This is a genomic window from Collinsella aerofaciens (assembly GCF_015548375.1).
Taxonomy (GTDB): domain Bacteria; phylum Actinomycetota; class Coriobacteriia; order Coriobacteriales; family Coriobacteriaceae; genus Collinsella; species Collinsella aerofaciens_AB.
On record NZ_JADMWW010000002.1, the window covers coordinates 136,396 to 158,711 of the forward strand.

General features: G+C 58.3%; 19 protein-coding genes and 5 tRNA genes. 6 read left to right on the forward strand and 18 right to left on the reverse strand.

Annotation, left to right across the window (positions count from 1 at the left end; all coding sequences use genetic code 11):
- Positions 1-45: 45 nt before the first annotated feature.
- From nusG to I1969_RS01915, 9 genes are all read right to left on the reverse strand, one after another.
- Positions 46-582: a transcription termination/antitermination protein NusG gene (nusG, locus tag I1969_RS01875; protein WP_195232389.1), complete on the reverse strand. Its 537-nt coding sequence runs from the start codon at positions 580-582 to the stop codon at positions 46-48.
- Between the two features lie 3 nt (positions 583-585).
- Positions 586-924: a preprotein translocase subunit SecE gene (gene secE / locus I1969_RS01880; protein WP_117583102.1), complete on the reverse strand. Its 339-nt coding sequence runs from the start codon at positions 922-924 to the stop codon at positions 586-588.
- 76 nt (positions 925-1,000) lie between these two features.
- Positions 1,001-1,076: transfer RNA gene (locus I1969_RS01885), tRNA-Trp, on the reverse strand.
- A gap of 13 nt (positions 1,077-1,089) precedes the next feature.
- Entirely contained in the window at positions 1,090-1,239 is a 150-nt protein-coding gene (gene rpmG, locus I1969_RS01890) for a 50S ribosomal protein L33 (protein ID WP_117655047.1), read from the reverse strand.
- 279 nt (positions 1,240-1,518) lie between these two features.
- Complete coding sequence (gene tuf / locus I1969_RS01895; protein ID WP_035137538.1) at positions 1,519-2,709, reverse strand: elongation factor Tu; 1,191 nt, start codon at positions 2,707-2,709, stop codon at positions 1,519-1,521.
- A 96-nt stretch (positions 2,710-2,805) separates the two neighbouring features.
- A tRNA-Met gene (locus I1969_RS01900) sits at positions 2,806-2,882 on the reverse strand.
- Positions 2,883-2,885: 3 nt separating this feature from the next.
- Positions 2,886-2,961: transfer RNA gene (locus I1969_RS01905), tRNA-Thr, on the reverse strand.
- 10 nt (positions 2,962-2,971) lie between these two features.
- Positions 2,972-3,053, reverse strand: a tRNA-Tyr gene (locus I1969_RS01910).
- Positions 3,054-3,452: 399 nt separating this feature from the next.
- The gene (locus tag I1969_RS01915) at positions 3,453-4,289 is read right to left on the reverse strand and encodes a MurR/RpiR family transcriptional regulator (RefSeq protein WP_195232391.1); all 837 of its coding nucleotides are present in this window, start codon (positions 4,287-4,289) and stop codon (positions 3,453-3,455) included.
- 151 nt (positions 4,290-4,440) lie between these two features.
- Here I1969_RS01915 and I1969_RS01920 point away from each other — a divergent pair, with 151 nt between their 5' ends.
- Together I1969_RS01920 and I1969_RS01925 are read left to right on the forward strand one after the other, a co-directional pair.
- On the forward strand, positions 4,441-5,859 hold the full coding sequence (locus I1969_RS01920; RefSeq protein ID WP_195232393.1) for a glycoside hydrolase family 1 protein: 1,419 nt from the start codon (positions 4,441-4,443) through the stop codon (positions 5,857-5,859).
- 9 nt (positions 5,860-5,868) lie between these two features.
- The gene (locus I1969_RS01925) at positions 5,869-7,269 is read left to right on the forward strand and encodes a PTS transporter subunit EIIC (protein ID WP_195232395.1); all 1,401 of its coding nucleotides are present in this window, start codon (positions 5,869-5,871) and stop codon (positions 7,267-7,269) included.
- A 532-nt stretch (positions 7,270-7,801) separates the two neighbouring features.
- Here the strand turns inward: I1969_RS01925 and I1969_RS01930 are convergent.
- A tRNA-Thr gene (locus tag I1969_RS01930) sits at positions 7,802-7,876 on the reverse strand.
- A 223-nt stretch (positions 7,877-8,099) separates the two neighbouring features.
- Between I1969_RS01930 and I1969_RS01935 the strand changes: the two genes are divergently transcribed.
- On the forward strand, positions 8,100-9,440 hold the full coding sequence (locus I1969_RS01935; RefSeq protein WP_195232396.1) for a DNA-binding protein: 1,341 nt from the start codon (positions 8,100-8,102) through the stop codon (positions 9,438-9,440).
- Between the two features lie 27 nt (positions 9,441-9,467).
- Here I1969_RS01935 and I1969_RS01940 read toward each other — a convergent pair whose 3' ends face one another.
- From I1969_RS01940 to disA, 6 genes are all read right to left on the reverse strand, one after another.
- A complete protein-coding gene (locus I1969_RS01940; protein ID WP_117786129.1) occupies positions 9,468-10,145 on the reverse strand; it encodes an NYN domain-containing protein in 678 nt (225 codons plus the stop codon).
- Positions 10,146-10,148: 3 nt separating this feature from the next.
- Positions 10,149-11,063, reverse strand: coding sequence for a 23S rRNA (guanosine(2251)-2'-O)-methyltransferase RlmB (rlmB, locus tag I1969_RS01945; protein WP_195232398.1), 915 nt, complete (start codon positions 11,061-11,063; stop codon positions 10,149-10,151).
- A 143-nt stretch (positions 11,064-11,206) separates the two neighbouring features.
- Complete coding sequence (gene cysS / locus I1969_RS01950; protein WP_195232400.1) at positions 11,207-12,673, reverse strand: cysteine--tRNA ligase; 1,467 nt, start codon at positions 12,671-12,673, stop codon at positions 11,207-11,209.
- 3 nt (positions 12,674-12,676) lie between these two features.
- Positions 12,677-13,171 (reverse strand): 2-C-methyl-D-erythritol 2,4-cyclodiphosphate synthase, encoded by a 495-nt coding sequence (gene ispF / locus I1969_RS01955; protein ID WP_195232402.1) that lies wholly within the window; start codon positions 13,169-13,171, stop codon positions 12,677-12,679.
- Positions 13,161-13,889, reverse strand: a complete 729-nt coding sequence (gene ispD / locus I1969_RS01960) for a 2-C-methyl-D-erythritol 4-phosphate cytidylyltransferase (RefSeq protein ID WP_195232404.1) — start codon at positions 13,887-13,889, stop codon at positions 13,161-13,163. Before ispD ends, ispF begins: the two co-directional genes overlap by 11 nt.
- Positions 13,889-14,929: a DNA integrity scanning diadenylate cyclase DisA gene (gene disA, locus I1969_RS01965; RefSeq protein WP_369796797.1), complete on the reverse strand. Its 1,041-nt coding sequence runs from the start codon at positions 14,927-14,929 to the stop codon at positions 13,889-13,891. Before disA ends, ispD begins: the two co-directional genes overlap by 1 nt.
- A 374-nt stretch (positions 14,930-15,303) precedes the next feature.
- Here disA and I1969_RS01970 point away from each other — a divergent pair, with 374 nt between their 5' ends.
- The 3 genes from I1969_RS01970 (at position 15,304) to I1969_RS01980 (ending at position 17,738) form a co-directional block, all read left to right on the forward strand.
- Complete coding sequence (locus I1969_RS01970; protein WP_195232406.1) at positions 15,304-15,882, forward strand: manganese efflux pump MntP; 579 nt, start codon at positions 15,304-15,306, stop codon at positions 15,880-15,882.
- Positions 15,883-16,001: 119 nt separating this feature from the next.
- Positions 16,002-16,433, forward strand: a complete 432-nt coding sequence (locus I1969_RS01975) for a helix-turn-helix domain-containing protein (protein WP_195232408.1) — start codon at positions 16,002-16,004, stop codon at positions 16,431-16,433.
- Entirely contained in the window at positions 16,434-17,738 is a 1,305-nt protein-coding gene (locus I1969_RS01980) for a type II toxin-antitoxin system HipA family toxin (protein WP_195232410.1), read from the forward strand.
- 127 nt (positions 17,739-17,865) lie between these two features.
- Here I1969_RS01980 and I1969_RS01985 read toward each other — a convergent pair whose 3' ends face one another.
- Together I1969_RS01985 and I1969_RS01990 are read right to left on the reverse strand one after the other, a co-directional pair.
- A complete protein-coding gene (locus I1969_RS01985) occupies positions 17,866-19,323 on the reverse strand; it encodes an aminoacyl-histidine dipeptidase (protein WP_195232412.1) in 1,458 nt (485 codons plus the stop codon).
- Between the two features lie 213 nt (positions 19,324-19,536).
- Entirely contained in the window at positions 19,537-22,179 is a 2,643-nt protein-coding gene (locus tag I1969_RS01990; protein ID WP_195232414.1) for an ATP-dependent Clp protease ATP-binding subunit, read from the reverse strand.
- Between the last annotated feature and the right edge of the window lie 137 nt (positions 22,180-22,316).

Consider the following 22,316-nt stretch of genomic DNA (forward strand, 5'->3'; position numbering starts at 1 on the left):
ATGAGCAGTCACAGAAGAAGCACGCTCGCGCGAACGGACGAAAACTTAAGCGATGACAGCGACCTGGTTAAAGTCGAGCTCGACCGGCGTCTCACGGCCAAAGATCATCAGGGTGACCTTCAGCTTGCCTGCCTCGGTGTTAACCTCGGAGACCTTGCCATCAAAGTCGGTAAGCGGGCCATCAGTGACGCGGACGGACGTGCCAACCTCAATATCAACCAAGGTGCGCTTGGGCGAATCGCCCTTACCGGGACGACGAGTCATCTTATTGTACTCGTCGCGGGAAAGCGGAGCGGGCTTGCCATTGCCGCCCAGGAAACCGGTGACACCGGGCGTGTTGCGAACACACGTCCACGCATCGTCATCCATCTCCATGCGAACCAGGACATAACCCGGGAAGATCTTGGAATCCTTGGTCTCGCGCTTGCCACCCTCTTTGATCTCGGTGACGCGCTCCATAGGAATCTCGATATCAAAGATACGGTCCTGCATGCCCATGGTCTCGATGCGATGCTCGAGATCGGACTTAACGCGGTTCTCGTATCCAGAGTAAGTGTGAACGACGTACCAACGCTTAGACATGGTTTAGCCCCTCAATCCAGAGAACAGAGCAAGAGCCTCGCCAAAGCCAGCATCGAGCAGAGCGATGACGACGCCGACGACGATCAGAGAAGCGCAAACGACGACCGAGTAGTTCACGAGCTCCTTCTTATCGGGCCACGTGACACGCTTCATCTCGGACTTCACCGAAGCGAAATACTTCTTGGTGCGGGCGAAGAAACCAGGCTTCTCGTTCTTCTTGGACTTCGCAGCCTTCTCGTTCTTCTTGGCAACGGCCTTCTTGGCCTCAACCTTGGAGTTGGCGGCAGCGTTGTTGGCAGGTGCCGGCTGCTGAGCCTTCTTCTTGTTCTTCTTGTTGGCCATTTGGGTTACCTCCGCGCAATGCGCTTATACATGAGTAAACCGTAAGCCCCCAATTGGGAGCTTACGGAATAATGACTGGCACGCCAGGAAGGACTCGAACCCTCAACACTCGGTTTTGGAGACCGATGCTCTACCAATTGAACTACTGGCGTATGTGACTAGAGACTAGCGAGTCTCTTTGTGCAGCGTGTGGTGACGGCACCAGGGGCAATACTTCTTGATCTCCATACGATCAGGCATGTTCGACTTGTTCTTGGTGGTCGTATAGTTGCGGCGCTTGCACTCAGTGCACGCAAGAGTAACTAGAGTACGCATTTATCCTGAACCTTTCATTTCCGCCCCGTACGGGCACGAGTTGGTACTTTATCAGCTCTACGTAAGTGCTGTCAATGAAAACCTCGAATCAATTGGTTCTCGCTGGATCCATTCATATTTGGAACACATCAATGAAGCCAGCGAGATCTAATCGATCCCTCACGCTCGGCTTAAGAGCAAGCGAAGCGCAATCGGCAGGGAACAGGCCCCGCGTAGAAAAGAACCCGGCACCCTATAAGTGCCGGGTTCTCTCTAAGTCAACTAAATCAAAGAGCTAATTTACTCAATGATCGTGGAGACGATGCCCGAACCGACGGTGTGGCCACCCTCGCGGATAGCGAAGCGCAGGCCCTCCTCCATGGCGATCGGGTGAATGAGGTCGCCCTCGATGGTGATGTGGTCACCAGGCATAGCCATCTCGGTGCCCTCGGGGAGCTTGACCGTACCGGTAACGTCGGTGGTACGGAAGTAGAACTGAGGACGATAACCATCGAAGAACGGGGTGTGACGGCCGCCCTCCTCCTTGGTCAGAACGTAGATCTCGCCGGTGAACTTGGTGTGCGGGGTAACCGAACCAGGCTTGCAGAGAACCTGGCCGCGCTCGATGTCCTCGCGCTTGATGCCGCGGAGCAGCAGACCGACGTTGTCGCCAGCCTCGCAGAAGTCCATGGACTTACGGAACATCTCGATACCGGTAACGACGGTGTTCTGGGTATCCTTGATGCCGACGATCTCGACGGGCTCGTTGAGCTTGAGCTCACCGCGCTCAACACGGCCAGTAGCAACGGTACCACGGCCGGAGATGGTCATAACGTCCTCAACGGCCATCAGGAACGGGAGGTCGTTGTTACGAGCAGGCGTCGGGATGTACTCGTCGACGGCCTTCATGAGCTCGCGAATGGCGTCCATCCACTTGGCGTCGCCCTCGAGAGCGCCCAGAGCGGAGCCACGGATGACGGGGATGTCGTCGCCGGGGAAATCGTACTCGGAGAGGAGCTCACGGGTCTCCATCTCGACGAGGTCGATGAGCTCGTCATCGTCGACCATGTCGCACTTGTTCAGGAAGACGACGATGTAGGGAACGCCGACCTGACGGGCGAGCAGGATGTGCTCGCGGGTCTGAGCCATGGGGCCGTCGGTAGCAGCGATGACCAGGATAGCGCCGTCCATCTGAGCAGCGCCGGAGATCATGTTCTTGACGTAGTCAGCGTGGCCCGGGCAGTCAACGTGAGCGTAGTGACGGGCAGCGGTCTCGTACTCAACGTGGGAGACGGAAATCGTAATGCCGCGCTCGCGCTCCTCGGGAGCCTTGTCGATGTTCTCGAACGCAGTGAAGTCAGCCTTGCAGCCCTCGGTCTCGGAGAGAACCTTGGTGATGGCAGCGGTCAGCGTGGTCTTGCCGTGGTCGACGTGACCAATGGTGCCGATGTTAACATGCGGCTTAGTGCGCTCAAACTTCTCTTTGGCCATAAAGCCCTCCTCTTAACAGGTCGTCCCCGGACGGGACTTTGCCTTTATACCATAGTGGCCTCTCAACATACTATTGAGAAGCCACCGTGTTACCTATGGTAGCGGTGACTGGATTCGAACCAGTGACGCCACGGGTATGAACCGTGTGCTCTAACCAACTGAGCTACACCGCCGGATGGAGCCTGCAACCAGACTTGAACTGGTGACCTCTTCGTTACCAACGAAGTGCTCTACCGACTGAGCTATACAGGCACTTGACGGGTGGGAGCTATAGGATTCGAACCTATGTAGGCAGAGCCAACGGGTTTACAGCCCGTCCCCATTAACCACTCGGGCAAACTCCCAATCGTTCAAGTATCCGCAGGTCCTTTGGTCTTTTGGACCGCCGCCCCCGCGAACGAAGAAGATAATACGATGCCACCTTGGGGGCTGTCAACGAAAACCTCTAGATACACGGTGCCGGGCGTATCTATATAGCCGTGACCTGCGGTTTTATTGAGTTTGGATATGAAGGACGATGGATTTGGCTACGCTGGTGACATTTCCCGAGGGAACACTTTGTCACGGTGGAGTACATCTGCAGCATCGACCTTCGATACCGACCCTCTTGCACTATTACATAGGTCACGATCGTGCTTCCACGGCACGTTCAAGCGTGGATAATCTCCCGCTTTTAGCGCGGCTCTAAGCCCAAAGCGGAGATTATCCACGCTCATTCTCCAGACGGGAGAACTATAGAGCCGCTACTGCTCGGGCCAGACCAAAGTAGACCCATAGAGCGGCTCCCCCTTGGTGCAGGGGTAGCGACTCAAGTAACACGACGATAGCAAGTCGAAGAAATAGGTCATGGCGTATTTCGAATAAACGCCGAGTCGGTCAATTCCGTTTCCCGCATTACCAAGACGATATACACGGTCAAAAGACCTCGATTTGTCATCGTTGCTAAACGCAGTAATTAGAATCTTCCTGCCCGAACGGCAATCAAGATACTCACGCGCCTGGGACGCAAATAGCCCGGAGACCGATACGAGAATTATCAATGACTGCGAAGCGTCTCCCATGTTTTTCAATTCCGCGACGTTAGCCCCAGCAACTATGCGAACTATCTTGCCCGCATAAAACATTTCCTGCTGAAATCGTACGAGATTGGCGCTCACATTATTGGTGCACCAGATTTCAACGTTTTTATGGCCATCAATTTCGTCGGCAAGGTGCTTAATAGCGATATCGGACACGCCGCTTTCAACCTCAGCGAACATCTCGATCATGCGAACGTCGAGCTCTGCCCTGTACTCCTCGTAGCCAAATTCCTCCTCTCGATGGCTTAAGTCGCTTGGAAAGACTGATTGAGTAAATGATTCTTTCAAATCGCTAAGAGACTGGTAGCCCAATCGATTGCAGAAACGACGAACAGCGGAACGGGTCACGAATGCATCGCGGGTTATTGTGGCAACATTGATTTCGCTCGAACGCCTAATGTGAGCGATGAGATATCGAGCGATGGCGGCATCGTTTGACCCAAACTCGCTGTTGATGATGGAGCTAATGCGATTGAGCACATCGAAGTCATTGATATTCACGTGATCCCTCTTTCCGCTCTCCTCGAAATCATAGTTCATTTATTGAATCAAACAGCTTTGGTCGTTCTCCTATGATTCAAATCAGTTGACGTCATCTTAATCGTAATTCCGCCACACGTATCCACCGTGTTGAATGATGGAAAGGGGATTCATGGGCAACGTGAACAACATCCCGTTTCTCTGGGGTTCCGCCACGGCGTCTTATCAGTGCGAGGGTGCCTGGAACGAAGACGGCAAAGGCCTTGGCGAGTGGGATTTCTTTAACCACACAAGCAATAAGAACATCAACCATGTTGACGGTGATGTATCTTGCGACTTCTACCATCGCTATGAAGAAGATATCCGCATGATGAAAGAAGGCGGACAAAACACCTATCGCTTCTCTCTTTCATGGAGTCGAATCATCCCCACGGGTATCGGTGAAGTGAATGAAAAGGGTATCGATTTTTATAATCGGGTCATTGATTGCTGCCTCGAAAATGGCATAGAGCCCAACGTTACGCTGTTCCATTACGATCTGCCATTCACGCTTGCTTGCAAAGGCGGATGGCTGAACAACGATATGGCAGAATGGTTCTGCAAATACGCCAAGATTTGCTTTGAGCGCTTTGGAGACCGCGTCAAAATCTGGGCTACCGTTAACGAGCCGCATTTCTACAGCTACTGCGTAAACATGTTGGGCAACTATCCCCCCAATCGATCGCTCGACGTTCAGTCGTACATGCAGTTTCAGTACAACCTGATGCGCGCAAGCGCACTCGCAGTCCGAGCATATCGTCAAATGGGCTACGACGGCATCATCGGCGCCGTCCACGATGGCGGCGTTGTCGAACTCGACCCGGCAACCGAGCACGCCGATGACGTATTTCGATACGCAGACTTTTTCGCCAATCGCATGATTCTGGCACCAGCACTTCAGGGTCAACTGCCGCCAGAAATGGACGAAATCCTTGAAAAACTTGGCGTCTCGCTCTATCGATCCCCAAATGACGTAGAAGAATTCAGAGACGGTAAAGTCGATTTTATTGGACTCAACGTGTATTGCCGAGAGTATGTAACCGACTGGCACGGTGGAGAGCTTGCCGTTTCGGCGAACAATAAGGGCGGTTCGAGCAAAAAGGTCGAAGGAAAATGCATTGCGCCCTTGTTTGAAAGCGCCCGCGACAGCAATGTTCCCCGCAATAAATGGGGCCGCGAAATACTCCCAAGTTGCATGTATTCAACCATCATGGATGTCCACGAGCGCTATGACGCGCCCCGCATCTTTATTACGGAAAACGGACATGGCGCCTATGAGCAACCAGACGCAGACGGAATGATCCACGATGATGACCGCATCGAGCTTCTGGGCCAGTTCATCGAGCACATGATGAGGGCTAAGCGCGACGGCGCGCGCGTTGAGGGCTACTACCTCTGGTCGACGATGGATCTGTATAGCTGGATCAACGGCTACGAAAAACGATACGGACTTGTCCATATCGACTTCGAGAACAATCTGGAGCGCACCCCCAAAAAGAGCTGGTATTGGTACCGAGACCTTATCTCGAAGTATCAGGAGCAGGAAGGTTAGGAGAAAGAGATGAAATATCAGGTAATGTCCGAAACAGTCCTAAAGGCTGTTGGCGGCAAAGAGAACATTACATCGGTAACTCATTGTGCGACGCGCCTTCGCATCGACGCACGAGACACCTCGATCATCGATCTCCAGCTCGCCAAATCGGCTGACCAGGCGCTCGGGGCAGCAGTCAGCGGTGGCCAGCTTCAGGTGATCATCGGCCCCAACGTCACCGAGGCCTACAACGACTTCCTCGACTTCGCGGGAATCGAAGTCGGCGGTGGCACGGTTGCCGACGATGCCCAAACCGCCAAAGACCTTGCAGAAGGCATTAAAAGCGGTAACACCGCCATGGGCTTGATTGAGAAATTCGGGAACGTCTCTGCACAGGTATTCATGCCCATCGTCCCGGCGCTCATCGTTGGCGGACTCATTCTTTCGATCAAGAATCTCCTGGTCAATTATTGTGGATTGAGCACCGATAGCGGAACCGCCCAGGTTCTGCTGGCGATCTTCAGCGCCTCATTTAGCTTCCTGCCCGTTTACCTCGGCTATCAGCTCGCCGCCGTCATGAAGATGCAGCCTATCATGGGCGCACTGCTGGGCGCAATCATGATTAGCTCGTCTATTAGCGGTGCTGAGGGTCTCGACTTTCTTGGCATCCCCATCCCGACGAATGACTACTCGAGCACGGTGGTGCCCATCGTACTGGGCGTTGTGTTCATGTACTTTGTTGATCACGGTCTTCAGAAAATCATCCCCGACATTACCAAACTGTTCTTGAAGCCGCTGCTCACCATGTTCATCGTCGTGCCTGTTGAGCTGATTATCCTCGGCCCCGCCGGCAGCATGATGGGCTACGCGCTGAGTGATGCCGCCACGTGGCTCATGGATAACGTGGCATTTATCGCTACTCCAATCCTTGCAGCCCTTAACCCCTATTTTGTCATGCTCGGTCTTGATAAGGCCTACATCGCGATCGAAGTTACGAGCTTGGCGCAGCTCGGCTGGGCGCCCATCATCTTTGGCTTCATCTCAAACCTCTGCATTGGCGGCACGAGTCTCGCCTTGGCAACTGCAATGAAAGGCAACAAGGAGAAGAGAGGTATGGTCACCACGGTTGCCGTCACCGCACTCTGTGGCGTAACTGAGCCCGCATTTTACGGCTGCCTCATCGAGCGTCCCCGCCTGCTTGTCGGCACAGCAATCGGCGCCCTCTGCGCGGGACTCCCTGCAGGCATCTTCGTCCTGAAGGAGTATGTTGCGGGAGCATGCCCCGGTCTTCTTTCTGCGCTGATCTTTATCGCTCCCGATGGATCCATGGGCAACTTCGTACTGGCGTGCGTTGTCGCCGTCATCGCCATCGTTGTCTCGTTCATCGCTGCACGCGTGATCATCAAGAAGAATCCCAACTATATTGAGTAGATGCCCGCTGCTTGCATTGGGGACATCCTCGGCAGACCATTAGCAAGAACCCAAGAGTCCCTTAGGAGCTCGATTAATCCATTCGGATTCCTCAGGCACAAACGACCCCGATTCCACAATGAAATCGGGGTCGTTGTTTCTAAAGCCTTCGATAGACAATCGGTGTTTACCTTAGCTCCCTATCCAAGTTAATTATCCACGCTCGTTCTCCGGTCGGAAGATTTTCTTCTCTCGCGTGTCCAGAAATCCACGCTCGAGCAGAACATCCAGGTCCGTACCCGCCCTTGTCTCGATCTGTAACAGCAAGAGGCCTATTCCGCTTCTACATGTTACAGATCAAGATATTCCTAAAACACCCTAAGTTTCATCTCAATCTGTAACAGTTAGATGCCAAATATCGGTCTTGGTGTTACAGATTTAGACAAACTGGAGGACGAGACAAACCAAAAACGGGATGGGCGCTAACCCGATGGCGCACCACCTAAATAGAAACGGGCCCTGTCCCACAAGGGAACAGAGCCCGAAACTCTCATGGAGCCAGTGACAGGAATCGAACCTGCAACCCACTGATTACAAATCAGTTGCGCTACCGTTGCGCCACACTGGCACACTTGGCGCTTTCGCGCGAAGCCTGTTAAGAATAAAGGAATTGCGGACGGGGCGCAACAGGCCGCACGGCGTTATACAAATATGCAAAATCCAGCAACAACAGGTACCAGGCCCGTTCATTTCTGTCAGTTCGCCCTCAATCTTAAAACTATTCGCCAGAACGAATAGTATTAATTACAATGGAATAGATAAAACTATTCGTTCTGGCGAAGGGTTTCGCGATGTTGACCACGAAGGAAGCTGCAGAGCTACTCGACATCACCCCGCGCAGGGTGCAGGAGCTCATAAAAAACGGAGCACTTGAGGCCCGCAAAGCTTCTGGCGTGTGGCTCATCGACAAAGACAGCGTCGACACGCGACTCCGCTCCGTGACCAAAACGGGGGGACGTCCCCGCCGCGGCCACGGTAAGAGCGAGATCGCGTTCACCCTCATGAACCGCACGTACGAAGTCGCTCAGCTGGTCTACAGCACATCGCGAAAAGACTTTACCCATATCGGCGCCGACATCGATTACACCCACGCGCCTATTGGAGTACTTGGCCCCAATAGTCCCGTGTCGCTCGACTCTTTCCGCATTTGGTGGCGCGGCCGCGGTATCCCGCTCACACGCATTGGGCTAGCCTCCCTGCTTGCAGAAGCCGCAGTCGATGTTCCCGATGAACTCGTACAGCGAAATCTTGGCCTCTCCTTATCCGACCAGTATTGGATTAGGCCCCAAGACTCCGGTCTCACCTGGGAGGATATCAACTTCTTCAATAACGCCTTTGATGACGTCTCACTGTCCATTGCGCCCTTTGCCCCAGAGGGAAAAGCGGCTGCTGCAAAGCCCGATAACACCTCGGACGGCAATCTTCAAAAGTACTGGACGTGCGAGGGCGAGCGTCGAATTCTGCATAAGGCAGGAGCGCACCTGAACCAGGAACCTTATAACGAGCTGGTGGCGACTGCACTTCACCGTCGCATCCTAAACGCCTGCGATTATGTGCCTTACTCGCTCGAGGGCACGGGCACTTCCGCCCTGAGCATATGCGATGTCTTCTTAACTGATGAAGAAGAGTATGTCCCTGCGTTCTATGTAAACCAGTACGCGAACGCAGATGAACGGCTAACCGACTACGAGCGATATGTAGCAAACTGCGAGGAGCTCGGGGTGACAGGCGTCAAGGATGCCCTTGACCGCATGATCGTGTGCGACGACATCATCGCCAACTACGATCGTCATTGGCGTAACTTTGGCCTTGTGCGAAACGTAAACACGCTAGCCTGCAGACCTGCCCCTATCTTCGATTCGGGCTCATCACTCTGGTGCAACATATCACTAGAGGAGCTTAGGGCGGGAGAGCACAGTTTTACCAGCGCACAATTTCATTCAAGCCCCGCCAAACAAATGTTGCTCGTCGAGGACATGGGCTGGTTTGACGGCGACAAACTCGAGAGTTTCGTTGACGAGGCAATCGAAATCCTATCCAAAAACGACGCTCTTACAGCGAGACTGCCTTATCTAAAAGAGGCGCTAACATGGCGCCTCGAAAGAATGATCGACATCGCTGAATGGAGTTAGCGAGACAGCATCGCCCCGCCAACTCCCCTACCTCCCGCGCAGAGCTTTGAGCTTGGCCAGGGCCTCGGGGCTTAGACGGCTGCCCAGGGTCATCTTGATCTGCGGGGCCTCCTCGGCCTCGTGCACGTCGTTGTCGATCTGTTTGATCTCGTCCACCAGCATACGGCTCGAGATGCGCGTGACGCCCTTGCCCATGACGACGGCCTGGATCGTGCCGTCGCTCGATACCACGGAGCACGCGCGGCCTTCCTCGCGCGCCTCGATGCAGAGCTTTTGCACCACGGTATCGGCAGAAACGCCCGTCGGCGAAAACTCGATGCGCACGCCGCGGGCCGGCAGGTTGGGGCGCTCGTTGGAGATATTGCCCGCGCCGTCGAACACGATCACGGCCTCGTAGCGGCCCTGGGCAAAGGCGGCGACGTCGTTGATGAGGGCGGTGCGTGCCATATCGTGAACGTCGCTGGAATACGGATCGTCTGAATGGTCGTACACGAGCTTTTCGTAGCGCGGCGTGCAGTGGATCACGTTGTAGCCGTCGACCACCAGCAGCTCGGGCTTATTGGAGTGCACCGTCGAGACCGGGTCGGCGATGGCCTGCGCAAACGCATTGCCGCCCACGCCGTAGGTCGCGGCCGAAACAATCGGCTTGGCCGAGCCCTCGCCAAAGCGCTTGGCCTTGGACTTGGCACGGTTCTTTTTGGACATGCGCTACTCCTCCCCCATGAGCTCGCCGACGTTGCGGCGCAGCCACTCAAAGCACAGCGCCGTGGTCGCCTGGGCAACATTGAGACTCTCGGTCATGCCGCGCTGGGGAAGCTTGGTCAAAAAGTCGCATTTCTCGAGCACCAGGCGCGAGATGCCGTCGCCCTCGGAGCCCATGACGAGCGCCACGCGGCCCTCGAAGGGAGCATCCCAGCAGCTGCCCTCGGCGTGCTCGGAGGCGCCGCCCACCCAAAAACCAGCGGCCTTGAGGTCATCGAGTGCACGGGCAATATTGGGAACCTGCGCGATAGGCAGATGCATGACAGCGCCGGCCGAGGTCTTGTAGCTGCCCACGGTCACGCCGGCGGCACGCTTGTTGGCGATGACGACGCCGGCCGCGCCCACGACCTCGGCGGAGCGCACAATGGCGCCAAAGTTGCCGTCGTCGGTCACATGGTCGAGCACGACGACAAGCGCCGGACCGTCGCCTGCGCGGTCGAGAATATCGGCGACATCAGCATAGGGGAAGTTGCCAACCTCGAGTGCGATGCCCTGATGAGCGCCATGGCTCGACAGTGCGTCGAGCTGCGCACGCGGCACATACTTAATGCGGACGCCCGCGGCGTTGAGGTCGTCGACCAGGCGCGACAAGGCGGCATCGCGCTCTCCACCCTCGACAATGAGCGCGCACTTGATGGGAAAACCAGTGCGTAGCGCCTCGGCGGCAGCACGACGACCTTCGATAAACTCGCCCTTGGGAGCCTGGACAGCGTCGCGGTTGCGATCGCGCTGCGGACGTGCGGCCTGGGCGCGATCGCGCTGGCCCTTGGGAGCGGCAGCGCGGTCATTGCGGCGAATCGGACGCGAGCCAGAAGCAGCCTGCTTGCCGCCACGAGGCGCACGCTTGCGATTGTCGGCCATAAAGCGGCCTCCTTAAATAGATAACGAACAAGAATCGACCGTCCGAGCCACGGCACCTTGCCTTTCAATCGTCAGGCATGACCACCAGGTCGATGCCCTCCTCTTTCAAGGCAATCCGCCGCACCTCGAACGGTCGACAAATACTAGAGGGTCTTAATACGGGTGCCCGCGGCCGTATCCTCAATGGTGAGGCCCAGGTCCTTGAGCTGATCGCGGATGGCGTCGGCCAGATCCCAGTTCTTGGCGGCACGGGCCTCGGCGCGGGCCTCGAGAATCTTGGCAGCAGCCTCGTCCACGTCGTCGCCCGTATAGGCAACCAAACCGGCGGCAACACCCAGCAGACCCAGCGGCAGCTCCACCTTGGGCTCGGGAAGCTCGACGCCAAACGTATCGAGCAGCTCGGCCAGCGTATCGGCGGCAGCCAGGACTGCGGCCTTGTCGGCAGCATCGCCCGCCTGCTCCAGGTACTGGTTGCACTCGGTTACAAAGCCAAAGACAGCACCCATGGCACCGGCGGTGTTAAAGTCGTCGTCCATGCACTCCTTAAAGGTGGCACGGGTCTCGGCGGCCTTGGCGGCAAACGCCTCGGATGCTGCCTCATCGGCATCGGCCGTCGCATGGTTCGCGGCCCAGCGCAGGTTCTCGACCGTACCGGCGATACGCGTGAGCGAGTTCTCGGCACCCTCCAGGCGCTCCCAAGAAAAGTCGAGCGGCGAGCGATAGCTCGTCTGCAGCATCAGCAGGCGCAGGGCGGCAGCGGAGTGCTGCTCGAGGACCTCGGCCAGCGTAAAGAAGTTGCCGAGCGACTTGGACATCTTCTCGCCGTCTACCAGCAGCATGCCCGTGTGCATCCAGGTGTTGGAGAAGCCCTGGTGCCAGGCGCAGGTGGCCTGAGCGCACTCGTTCTCGTGATGCGGGAAGGCAAGGTCGGAGCCGCCGCCGTGGATGTCGATCGGAGTACCCAGGTAGCGATGCACCATGGCGGCGCACTCGGTGTGCCAACCAGGACGGCCCTCGCCCCAGGGGCTCGGCCAGCTGGGCTCGCCGGGCTTGGCGGCCTTCCACAGGGCAAAGTCGAGCGGATCGTTCTTGTCCTCGTTCTCCTCGATGCGCGCGCCAACCATAAGGTCGTCGATGTTGCGGCCCGAAACCTGACCATAGTTGGGATCGCTGCGCACGGCAAAGTACACATCGCCGTTATCGGCTGCGTAAGCGTGGCCCTGCTCGATAAGCGTCTTGATCATGGCGATCATGGGGCCGATCTCCTTGGTGGCGCGGGGGCGCACATCGGGATCGAGCACGTTGGCAGCGCGCATGACGCCGATGAACTTGTCGGAGAACTCCGTCGCGACCTCGGCAGCCGTACGGCCCTGCTCGTTGGCGCGCTTGATGATCTTGTCATCGACATCGGTGAGGTTCTGGGCGAACGTGACCTCGTAGCCGCTCGCGATGAGCCAGCGACGAATCACGTCAAAGCTGATGAACGTGCGGGCATTGCCGATGTGGATGTTGTCGTAGACCGTGGGGCCGCACACGTACATGCGGACCTTGCCGGACTCGATGGGCTGGAACTCTTCCTTTTTATGGGTAGCGCTGTTATAGATACGCATTCGTTACTCCTTAACGGTTTTCTGTAGCAGGCAGACGGCCCAGGCGCCGATTCCCTCGCCCTGGCCTTCCCAACCGAGCTTTTCGGTCGTAGTGGCGGCGACGCCCACGTTTCCGACGTCAACGCCCAGGGCATGGGCAAGGTTGGCGCGCATGGCATCGCGGTGCGGGGTGATCTTGGGTTGCTGACAGGCAATGGTGCAATCGGCATCGACAAACTCGAAGCCCAGCTCGCGCGCATAGCCCATCACGCGAGCGAGCAGCACCATCGAATCAGCACCCTCATAGGCGGGGTCGGTATCGGGGAATAGCTTGCCGATGTCTCCCCCGCGGCAGGCGCCCAGAATGGCGTCGGCCAAGGCGTGCGCGAGCACATCGGCATCCGAGTGGCCCAGCAGGCCACGCTCGTAGGGAATATCGACACCGCCGATGATACATCGACGCCCCTCCACCAGACGGTGAACGTCGTAGCCATGGCCAATGCGCAGGTTACTGAACATGGGGAAGGTCCTCTCCCTCGGCCATGCGGCCAAGCAGAATCGCGGTTACGGGACGCAAGTCCTCGGGCACCGTCACCTTAAGGTTATCGCGCGGGCTCCGGACGCAGCGGACGCGCCCACCCATGCGCTCGACCAGCGACGAATCATCGGTACCGATAAAGCCCTCGGCAATGGCTGCAGCGTGGGCGCGCTTCATAGCATCGACGCTAAAGATCTGCGGCGTCTGCGCGGCCCAATAGAGCTCACGCGGCGGCGTCTCGACGATATTATCGCCGTCAACGATCTTGAGCGTGTCAATCGCGGGCTGGCCGCACACGACACCGTCGAGAGCACGGTCGCTCACGAGCACGTCGATAGCGTGGTCGATGGCCTCGGTCGTAATGAGCGGACGAGCGCCATCGTGAATGGCGACGTATTCAAAGCCCGCCGGCACCGCGTGCACGCCGGCGCGGGTGGAATCCTGACGAGTATCGCCGGCATCGGCAAAGCTGATGGGCGTGTCATAGTCAAACGGGTCGATGGCAAGGCGGCGCATCTCGGCACGGCGCTCGGCAGGGCAAACCACGACGATGTGGCCGACCTTATCACTACGGTCAAATGCGCGGATGGACCAGCTCATAAGCGGACGGCCCGCTACATTGACGAGCTGCTTGCCACCGGGGTTACCAAAGCGCTGGCCGCTGCCACCGGCAACGACTACGGCGCATACGGGCGCCATTATGCGTTCCCCTGTTTGGTGCCCTTCATGCGGTACAGCGAGTCCGCAAGAATGGCAGGGTTGTTGACGCCAAAGTCGCCCAGGCGCTCCGGATCCTCGCTGATGTCGTCCATGAGCTCCTGCAGCGAGCCGTACTCGTCGACGATCTTCTCGGCCACGCCGTCGCGCACGACGGACACGCGCGAAAGCGTGCGCAGGCCCAGCGGCGTCATGACGGAGTCCTCGTCCAGGTCGTCATAGCCCAGAACTGCCGCCACGTGCTGCGGGTCGGACAGGTCCTTAGGCGTCATGCGGCTCAGCTCGGCGCGGATCTTCTCGGCGTTGGCCTCAGAGGAATCGCTTGCGTAGTCGCGGATCATCAAGTCGTATTCGGTATCCATGCTGGAGCCCGCGAGCTGCTCGAGCTGCATCTGCACGAGCTTGCCCTGATTACCCAGCTTGACAATGCAATCCTTAAGCTCGGTCTTTGCCTGCTGCATGATCTCGAAGCTCGAGAAGATGCCGGTGATGTCGGCGAGCGTGACGTAGTCGTCGAGCTCGAGGGCCGTCAGGCGCAGCAGGGAGCGATCGAGCGACTGACGGGTGGTCTGAAGCGTGGCGACGAGCTGGTTGACCGAGCTCATGATGGTGGTGACGGGCTGGATCTCGTAGCTCTTGCCGTGGACGTACACGTTGACGACGGCACGACGAGCCGAAACCGAGATCACGATGGCGTCGGTGAGCACCGACATGCGAGCGGCAGTACGGTGACGCATGCCCGTCTCACTCGTGGCGAGCGAGGGATCGGGATTGAGGTGGAAGTTGGCACGCAGGATCTGGGTGAGGTCGCCATCGATAACGATGGCACCGTCCATCTTGGAGAGCTCGAACAGGCGGTTCGAGGTAAACGAAATGTTGAGCGGGAAGCCGTCGTTACCGGCGGCGAGCACGTTTTCGGTGTCGCCGACGCAGATAAGGGCGCCCAGGTGACCGGCAATGATCATGTCGAGGGCGGTGCGGATCGGCTGACCGGGGGCAGTCAGGCGGATGGCCTGTTCCATACGCTTTTGCAGCTCGTTCTTATCCAAGGCATCGCTCCCATCGTATACGCTCCATAAACGTCAATAAGTTTCTCACGGTTTGCCCCTGTGACGCCCGCAAAATCCGATGCTTACAGAATGAGCGAACACAGCTGAGAGCCCCAATCCAAATGAGCTGCTTATGTGGTAGCATCGGGATTCGCATAAATGAGGGAGTAGTCGCGTGATCGGGTTCGCCTCCGGTGGCGCGGCAAGTCAACACACTGGCCGATGCGGCCTGGCTTGCCTTAATGAACGAGACTCGTGGCTGTGCGCGCAACGCGTACGCCACGAGTCTTTTTTGTTACTCCCCCAAGAGGTACACGCGGGCCCGCCCGCAGAGAGGGAGCCAGACTATGGGACTCGCAGAGCTCGTGTTGCTCGCCGTTGGCCTTTCGATGGACGCCTTTGCCGTATCCATCTGCAAGGGCCTTGGCATGAAGAAGATCAACCTTAAGGTCGCCGTAGTGCTCGGCCTGTTCTTTGGCGGCTTCCAGGCAGGCATGCCCGTGATCGGATGGGCGCTTGGCAGTCAATTCATGAGCATCATCGGCCCCATCGACCACTGGATCGCTTTTATCCTGCTCGCCTTCATCGGCGGCAAAATGCTGTGGGAGGCCTTTACCGAGGACGAGGATGAAGGCGACGGCAAGGATGCCGAGAAGATTGAACTGGGCGAGTACCTGATCCTCGCCATCGCCACCTCAATCGACGCCCTGGCCGTGGGCATCTCGTTCGCCGCGCTCTCGGTTGACATCGTGCCCGCTGTATCGCTTATCGGCGTCACAACGTTTATCTTCTCCGTCGCCGGCGTAGCGATCGGCCACACCTTTGGCGCGCGCTACGAAAAACCCGCCACCATCGTGGGTGGCGTCGTGCTCATCCTTATCGGCCTCAAGATCCTGCTGGAACACTTGGGTTTTTTGGTGCTGTAAAACACCCTTCAAAACTAAACGTCCGTATGAGGCCTCATGCAGAGTTTTGCATGAGCCTTTTCATGCAGACTTTTGCATGTCATACTAGGATGCAAAAGTCTGCACGTTAGGAGATTGCCATGAATACCCTTCTCATCACCACGCCGCGCCAAGCCGGCATCTACGTGCGTCAGGCGCGCGAGGCGCAGGGGATCACCCGTGCCGCCCTCGCTAAAAAAGCCGGTGTTTCGGAACGCCTGCTCGCATCGCTCGAGCTAGGAGACGCCACCGGCATTCGACTCGACAAGTTGCTGACCGTCTTTAACGCACTCGGCATTGGTCTCTTCGCGCAAAGCGATAACGACTCCATCGCATCGCCCTCCGAACATCCGACGACGATAGTGAACCTCCCTATCGCGAACTCGAATACCCTGCCAAAGCCAAGCGCAGGCAGACGACCCACTCGACAAGGAACGCCATCTTCCTATGGTGCCTTGCTGGCCCAAATCGCAGCCGAGCAAGGCCTTTCCGGCACTTCAAACCTCTCCTTTGGCTGCAAGGTTGTGAAATAAATGGCAGAGATGGAGCTCGCGACCCTCATTTGTGGCGAAATCGCCGGCACTCTCCGCCAAGACGAGCATGGACTCTGCAGCTTTGCATACGCCCCAACCTATCGCGGAGCACCGTTATCGCTAACAATGCCGCTTTCCAATCGCACGTATGGCCATAGCATCGTCCGCCCGTTCCTATTTGGCCTTTTGCCCGACAGTCAAGAGCAGCGTCGCGCTATTGCCACCGAGCATGATGTTGCATCCAACAACCCCGTCGCCCTCTTGTGCCATATCGGTCTAGACTGCGCGGGGGCCGTTCAGTTTTGTCGAGCCGATCAATTAGACGCCGCCCGCGGCAGGGTCTCGGCATACCGCCCGCTTACCAATTCTCAAATCGCTCACAAGCTCAAAGCAATTCGCGATGACGAAAGAGAGGCATGGATGGGCTCCAACGAAAGCTGGTCCCTGGGCGGCAATCAAGGCAAATTTGCACTAGCTTGGCATGATGGCCAATGGTGCGAATGTCTAGGGTCATCCCCCACTACCCATATCTTCAAAAATGGTGTCGTTGGGTTCAAACATCAGGCCTTAAACGAATTCGTCTGCATGAAAACGGCTCGGCGTGTTGGCATTCCAACTGCCAACGTCTCCTATTACACATTTGAAGACGAAGCCGCGCTCGTCGTTGAACGGTACGACAGAATGGTCAATAGCAGCGGAAATATCGAAAGGCTGCATCAGGAGGACTTTTGCCAGGCGCTCGGTGTATTGCCAATCCAGAAATACACCGCCGACGGAGGACCAACTACACGAGACATCCAAGAACGACTGATTAACACAGTCCCCCACCACATGAATCTTGTGCTTTTTACCTATATGTTGTTCTATAACGCCATTATCGGAGCGCCTGACGCACACGCTAAAAACTACTCGCTCATCCTTGGCAAAGGCACAAACGCGGCGCTCGCACCCATGTACGATGTCGCATCGGGGCTGGCATACGAGCGCATGCGCCGCCGGGCGCGCCTTGCCATGAGCGTTGGCGGCGAAAATCGTGTGGGGCGCATCGGTCCAGGCGCTATCCGCCGATACCACGGTATGGGCGACCCCGCGCTGGAGGCGGCACTCACCGATGCCGGGCTATCCGAGAAGTTTTGCTTTGCGACCATGAGGGACCTCGCCTACGAGGTACCCATTTGCATGGAAGAGGTCATGGACGAATACGCCGACCTGCCCGGCATGGCGGACCTACGCGAGCATATGCTCGGCCCCGTCCGCGAAAACTGCAAGCGCACCCTCGACCTCATCAGGGCAGAAATGGACTAGGTGGCCGTAATTTCGCAATTATCAAACAAAAGAGAGGGGGCACCCGTCGCAAAAGACCGGGTGCCCCCTCTCATAATGTCATTTGCAATCCGCTAGCACGTGACTCGGACTGCTGCTAGCGCAACCTTTACGCAGCGAGGCGCTTGAGGACGTCGATGAGCAGCTCGTAGAAGCGCTCGGCAGAAGCGAGCTCCATGCTCTCGTCCGGGGTATGGACATCGGAGAGCGTCGGGCCCACGGCGATGGCGTCCAGGCCGTGCAGAGCCTCGGCAAACAGGCCGCACTCAAGGCCGGCGTGAATGGACTCGATGCGCAGCTCGGAGCCAAAGAGCTCTCGATAGCTCTCGACAAAGACTTCGCGGACCGGCGAATGCTCGGCATAGCTCCAGCCGGGATACTCAAACTCAAACTTGGCGTCGAAGCCCAGGACATCGGCCAGCGTCTGCAGACGGTCCTTGAACTCGTTCTGCAGCGAGGTGATCGAAGAGCGCGGGGACAGCATAATCTTGACCTCGTCATCGGAGGTGGCGACCACGCCGATGTTGGAGGAAACCTCGACGGAGCCGTCGGTGGCGACGTTGCGGCGAATCACGCCGTTAGGGGCAAGGCGCAGGGCGCGGATGAGGGCAAGCGCGGACTTCTGGTCCATGGCCTCAACCTCGGCGTCGTCGGCAATCTCGACGGTGCAAGTAAAGCCGGGGTCGAAGACCTCGAGCTCGGCAGTGACGTCGGCGATGATGCCCTTTGCGATCTGGGCCGCGGCCTCGGCGGCAGCGTGGTCGGCGTAGACCAGAACAGCCTTGCACTCACGGTTGATGGCGTTGTCCTTGGTGCCGCCGTTAAAGCTAACGATGGCGGGCTCGCCGGCAACCATCAGGCGGTCGATGATGCGGGCCATGATGAGGTTGCCGTTGCCGCGCTCCAGGTTGATATCGCTGCCGGAGTGGCCGCCCAGCAGGCCGGAGATGTCGAGCGTGAGGGTGCTACCGGTCTTGTGCTCGCGCGCGATCGGGCAGGTGTAGGTAACGACGACGCCGCCGGCACAGCTGACGGTGGCAACGCCCTCTTCCTCGGAGTCAAGGTTGATCATGGTGCGGGCGCTAATCTGGGACTTGTCGAGCGTCTCGGCGCCAACCAGGCCAGTCTCCTCGTCGGTGGTGAACACGCACTCGAGGGCCGGATGGGTAATCGAATCGTCGTTGAGCACGGTAAGCATAAGCGCGACGGCAATACCGTTGTCGGCGCCCAGAGTGGTGCCGTTAGCGGTGAGGACGCCGTCCTTGACGACCAGGTCGATACCATCGGTCGTAAAGTCGTGCTCAACGGAGCCCAACTTGTCGCACACCATATCGATGTGGCCCTGCAGCATCACGGTCGGGGCATTCTCGGCACCGGCAGATGCGGGCTTGCGAATGATGACGTTGTAGACCTCGTCCTGGTACACATCGAGACCGCGCTCCTTGGCAAACGCAACCAGGAAATCGCTGATGCCCTTCTCGTTGCCAGACCCACGGGGGATCGCGCTGACCTCCTCAAAGAAATGGAACAGCTGGGCGGGCTCGTAGCCGGTAATCTTGTAGTCCATGGTGCCTCCTTGGCGCAACTGGTTAGACAGTAAGACATGCGACTTGTATATTCCCAGACTTTGCGTGCATAAACCAGTCGAAAACGCCGAGCGCCCTCGCATCATCGGCTAACGGTGGACCGCATAGCGTAACGGTCACAACTTCGCAGCTCTACAAATCGAGGCGCCCTTGCCAGAGCGCCTCGATTGCGCGTATCAAATTGTCGCCACGCCCTACAGCGCGCCGGAACCGGCTTGCATCATGCCGCCGGGGCCCGAGGTCACGCCGCCGCTCACGGGCGCGGCGTTGCCGGTGTGCGGTGCCGCCGGAGCGGTATCGCCACCGAGCGTGCCCGCCGGACACGGCGCTGGAATCTCGCCTGTGCCATGGCTAAAGACGAACTTGCCGTCGGCCACGTCGCACAGGACGGTATCGCCCTCGCCCCACTCGCCGGCCAGCAGCTCCTCGGACAGCGGGTCCTCGATGAGCTTTTGGATGGCGCGGCGCAGCGGACGCGCGCCATTGGTGAGGTCAGTGCCCTCGGCCACGATCTTGTCGTAGGCCGCATCGGTGAGCTTGATGTTCATGCCATTAGCGATCAGGCGCTGACGCAGGTCGTCCACCAGCAGGTGCGCGATCTTGGTCAGGTTCTCGCCCGAGAGCTTCTGGAACACCACAATGTCGTCGATACGGTTGAGCAACTCGGGGCGGAACAGGCGCTTGAGCTCGCCCATCGCGCGGCCCTTGATCTCGCTCGACGTGAGACCCTGCTCGCCGGTGGTGCCAAAGCCAACGCTCGCATCCTGCGCGATCTCGCGGGCGCCCACGTTTGACGTCATGATGATCACGGTGTTGCGGAAGTCAACCGTCTTGCCCTGGCTATCGGTCAGACGACCCTCCTCCAGCACCTGTAGCAGGATATTGAAGATGTCGGGGTGCGCCTTCTCGATCTCGTCGAACAGCACGACCGAGTACGGGTGACGGCGAACAGCCTTGGTGAGCTGGCCGCCCTCGTCGTGGCCCACATAGCCCGGGGGGCTACCGATGAGCTTGGAGACCTCGAACTCACTGCCAAACTCCGACATATCGAAGCTGATGAGCGCGTCCTTGCTGCCAAAGAGATACTCGGCGAGCGTCTTGGCGAGCTCGGTTTTGCCCGTGCCGGTGGGGCCCAGGAAGATAAAGCTGCCGCCGGGGCGACGCGGGTCCTTGAGCGGCGAGCGGCTGCGGCGCACGGCCTTGGCAACGGCCTCGACGGCCTCGTCCTGACCGATGATGCGCGTCTTGAGCACGCTTTCGGCCTGCAGCAGGCGGCGGCTCTCGCTCTCGGTGAGCGAGGACACCGGCACGCCCGAGGTCACGGACACGATGTCGGCAATCTGGGAGACATCGATGGTGAGCGGGCTGGCGTCGAGCTCGGCCGTCCAGGCAGCCTTGGCCTCGGCGAGCTCAATCTCGGCAGCCTTTTGCTGCTCGGTGATCTCGGCGGCCTTGTTCATGTCGTCGCTCTCGGTGGCCTCCTGCGCGGCGGCCTTAAGCTCCTCCACGCGATGCTCGGCCTCGCGCACCGGCTCGGGCGCGCGGTTGGCGGCGATGCGGGCGCGGGCGCCGGCCTCGTCAATGAGGTCGATGGCCTTATCGGGCAGGAAGCGATCCTGGATGTAGCGGTTGGAGAGGTTCGCGGCGGCCTCGATAGCACCCTGCGTATAGCGCACATGGTGGTGCTCCTCGTAGCGCGGCTTGAGCGCGGTCAGGATCTTGACCGTGTCCTCGACGCTCGGCTCCTCGACATCGATGGTCTGGAAGCGACGCTCGAAGGCCGGGTCCTTGGTGAGGTACTTGCGGAACTCCTCGGCCGTGGTGGCACCGATGATCTGGAAAGCACCGCGTGCGAGAACGGGCTTGAGCATGGAGCTCGCGTCGATGGAGCCCTCGGCAGAGCCGGCACCGATGATGGTGTGCATCTCGTCAATAAACAGGATGACGTCGTCAGCTTCGGTGGCCTCCTGGATCACGTTCTTGAGGCGCTCCTCAAACTCACCGCGATACTTGGCACCCGCGACAAGACCCGGCAGGTCGAGCGTCCAGATATTCTGGTTCATGAGGTTCTCGGGCACGTTGCCGGCTGCAATCTGCTGAGCCAGGCCCTCGACGATGGCCGTCTTGCCCACGCCGGGGTCGCCCAGAATGAGCGGGTTGTTCTTGGTGCGGCGCGAAAGAATTTCCATCATACGCTGGACTTCCTTTTCGCGACCAATTACAGGGTCGAGCTCGCCATCGCGCGCCTTTTGCGTGAGGTTGGTGGCGAACTGCTTGAGCGTATCGGTGCCACTCCCCTTTTGCTGAGAGGCATCCGAGCCGCTAAAGAACGGCAGGCCCGCACCGGGACGACCAGCACCGGCGCCGGCAAGCGGACGCTTCTTGTCCTGGTCCTTGGCGGTGAGTTTCTCGATAGCCTTTTTGATGGAGGCGGACGACACGCCCAGGCGCATGAGGATGTCCATGGCCATGCCGTTGCCCTCTTCGACGATACCGATGAGCAGGTGCTCGGTCGACACGTAGGTCTGATTGTTCTCGCGCGCCACGCGGAATGAACGCTCCATCACGCTAATGACGAGCGGCGTAAAGGCAAGCTTGGCAGCCTCGGTCTCCTCGCTGGGCTCGGGGACCGTGGTCTGGACCTCCTTGAGGGTGTCCATGATGTCGTCGTAGGAGATATCAAGCGAGCGCAGCGCCTCGGCAGCGATGCCCTCGTCCTCCTTGGCGAGTGCGAGCAGCAGGTGCTCGGTGCCCACCTTATTTGAGTGCAGATCGAGCGCCTCCTGTTTGGCCATCGACATGACCTTGCGCGCTCGATCGGTAAATCTATCTAACATGCTCGTTTCCTTACATGAGTTCATCGAAATCAAAACGCCCGCCCGTCGGCGGCGCTTTTGTCTCTTTACCCACAGGTTGTCTATGTTAACAGCTGGAGGAATATCTATAAACCCGGCTCACATGAATGCAGGTTATG

Excerpts from the sequence above, each read along its gene's own strand:
- nusG (WP_195232389.1), bottom strand. The coding sequence starts at position 582 with ATGTCTAAGCGTTGGTACGTCGTTCACACTTACTCTGGATACGAGAAC.
- secE (WP_117583102.1), bottom strand. The coding sequence starts at position 924 with ATGGCCAACAAGAAGAACAAGAAGAAGGCTCAGCAGCCGGCACCTGCC.
- rpmG (WP_117655047.1), bottom strand. The coding sequence starts at position 1,239 with ATGCGTACTCTAGTTACTCTTGCGTGCACTGAGTGCAAGCGCCGCAAC.
- tuf (WP_035137538.1), bottom strand. The coding sequence starts at position 2,709 with ATGGCCAAAGAGAAGTTTGAGCGCACTAAGCCGCATGTTAACATCGGC.
- I1969_RS01920 (WP_195232393.1), top strand. The coding sequence starts at position 4,441 with ATGGGCAACGTGAACAACATCCCGTTTCTCTGGGGTTCCGCCACGGCG.
- I1969_RS01925 (WP_195232395.1), top strand. The coding sequence starts at position 5,869 with ATGAAATATCAGGTAATGTCCGAAACAGTCCTAAAGGCTGTTGGCGGC.
- I1969_RS01935 (WP_195232396.1), top strand. The coding sequence starts at position 8,100 with ATGTTGACCACGAAGGAAGCTGCAGAGCTACTCGACATCACCCCGCGC.
- I1969_RS01940 (WP_117786129.1), bottom strand. The coding sequence starts at position 10,145 with ATGTCCAAAAAGAACCGTGCCAAGTCCAAGGCCAAGCGCTTTGGCGAG.
- rlmB (WP_195232398.1), bottom strand. The coding sequence starts at position 11,063 with ATGGCCGACAATCGCAAGCGTGCGCCTCGTGGCGGCAAGCAGGCTGCT.
- cysS (WP_195232400.1), bottom strand. The coding sequence starts at position 12,673 with ATGCGTATCTATAACAGCGCTACCCATAAAAAGGAAGAGTTCCAGCCC.
- ispF (WP_195232402.1), bottom strand. The coding sequence starts at position 13,171 with ATGTTCAGTAACCTGCGCATTGGCCATGGCTACGACGTTCACCGTCTG.
- ispD (WP_195232404.1), bottom strand. The coding sequence starts at position 13,889 with ATGGCGCCCGTATGCGCCGTAGTCGTTGCCGGTGGCAGCGGCCAGCGC.
- disA (WP_369796797.1), bottom strand. The coding sequence starts at position 14,929 with ATGGAACAGGCCATCCGCCTGACTGCCCCCGGTCAGCCGATCCGCACC.
- I1969_RS01970 (WP_195232406.1), top strand. The coding sequence starts at position 15,304 with ATGGGACTCGCAGAGCTCGTGTTGCTCGCCGTTGGCCTTTCGATGGAC.
- I1969_RS01975 (WP_195232408.1), top strand. The coding sequence starts at position 16,002 with ATGAATACCCTTCTCATCACCACGCCGCGCCAAGCCGGCATCTACGTG.
- I1969_RS01980 (WP_195232410.1), top strand. The coding sequence starts at position 16,434 with ATGGCAGAGATGGAGCTCGCGACCCTCATTTGTGGCGAAATCGCCGGC.
- I1969_RS01985 (WP_195232412.1), bottom strand. The coding sequence starts at position 19,323 with ATGGACTACAAGATTACCGGCTACGAGCCCGCCCAGCTGTTCCATTTC.
- I1969_RS01990 (WP_195232414.1), bottom strand. The coding sequence starts at position 22,179 with ATGTTAGATAGATTTACCGATCGAGCGCGCAAGGTCATGTCGATGGCC.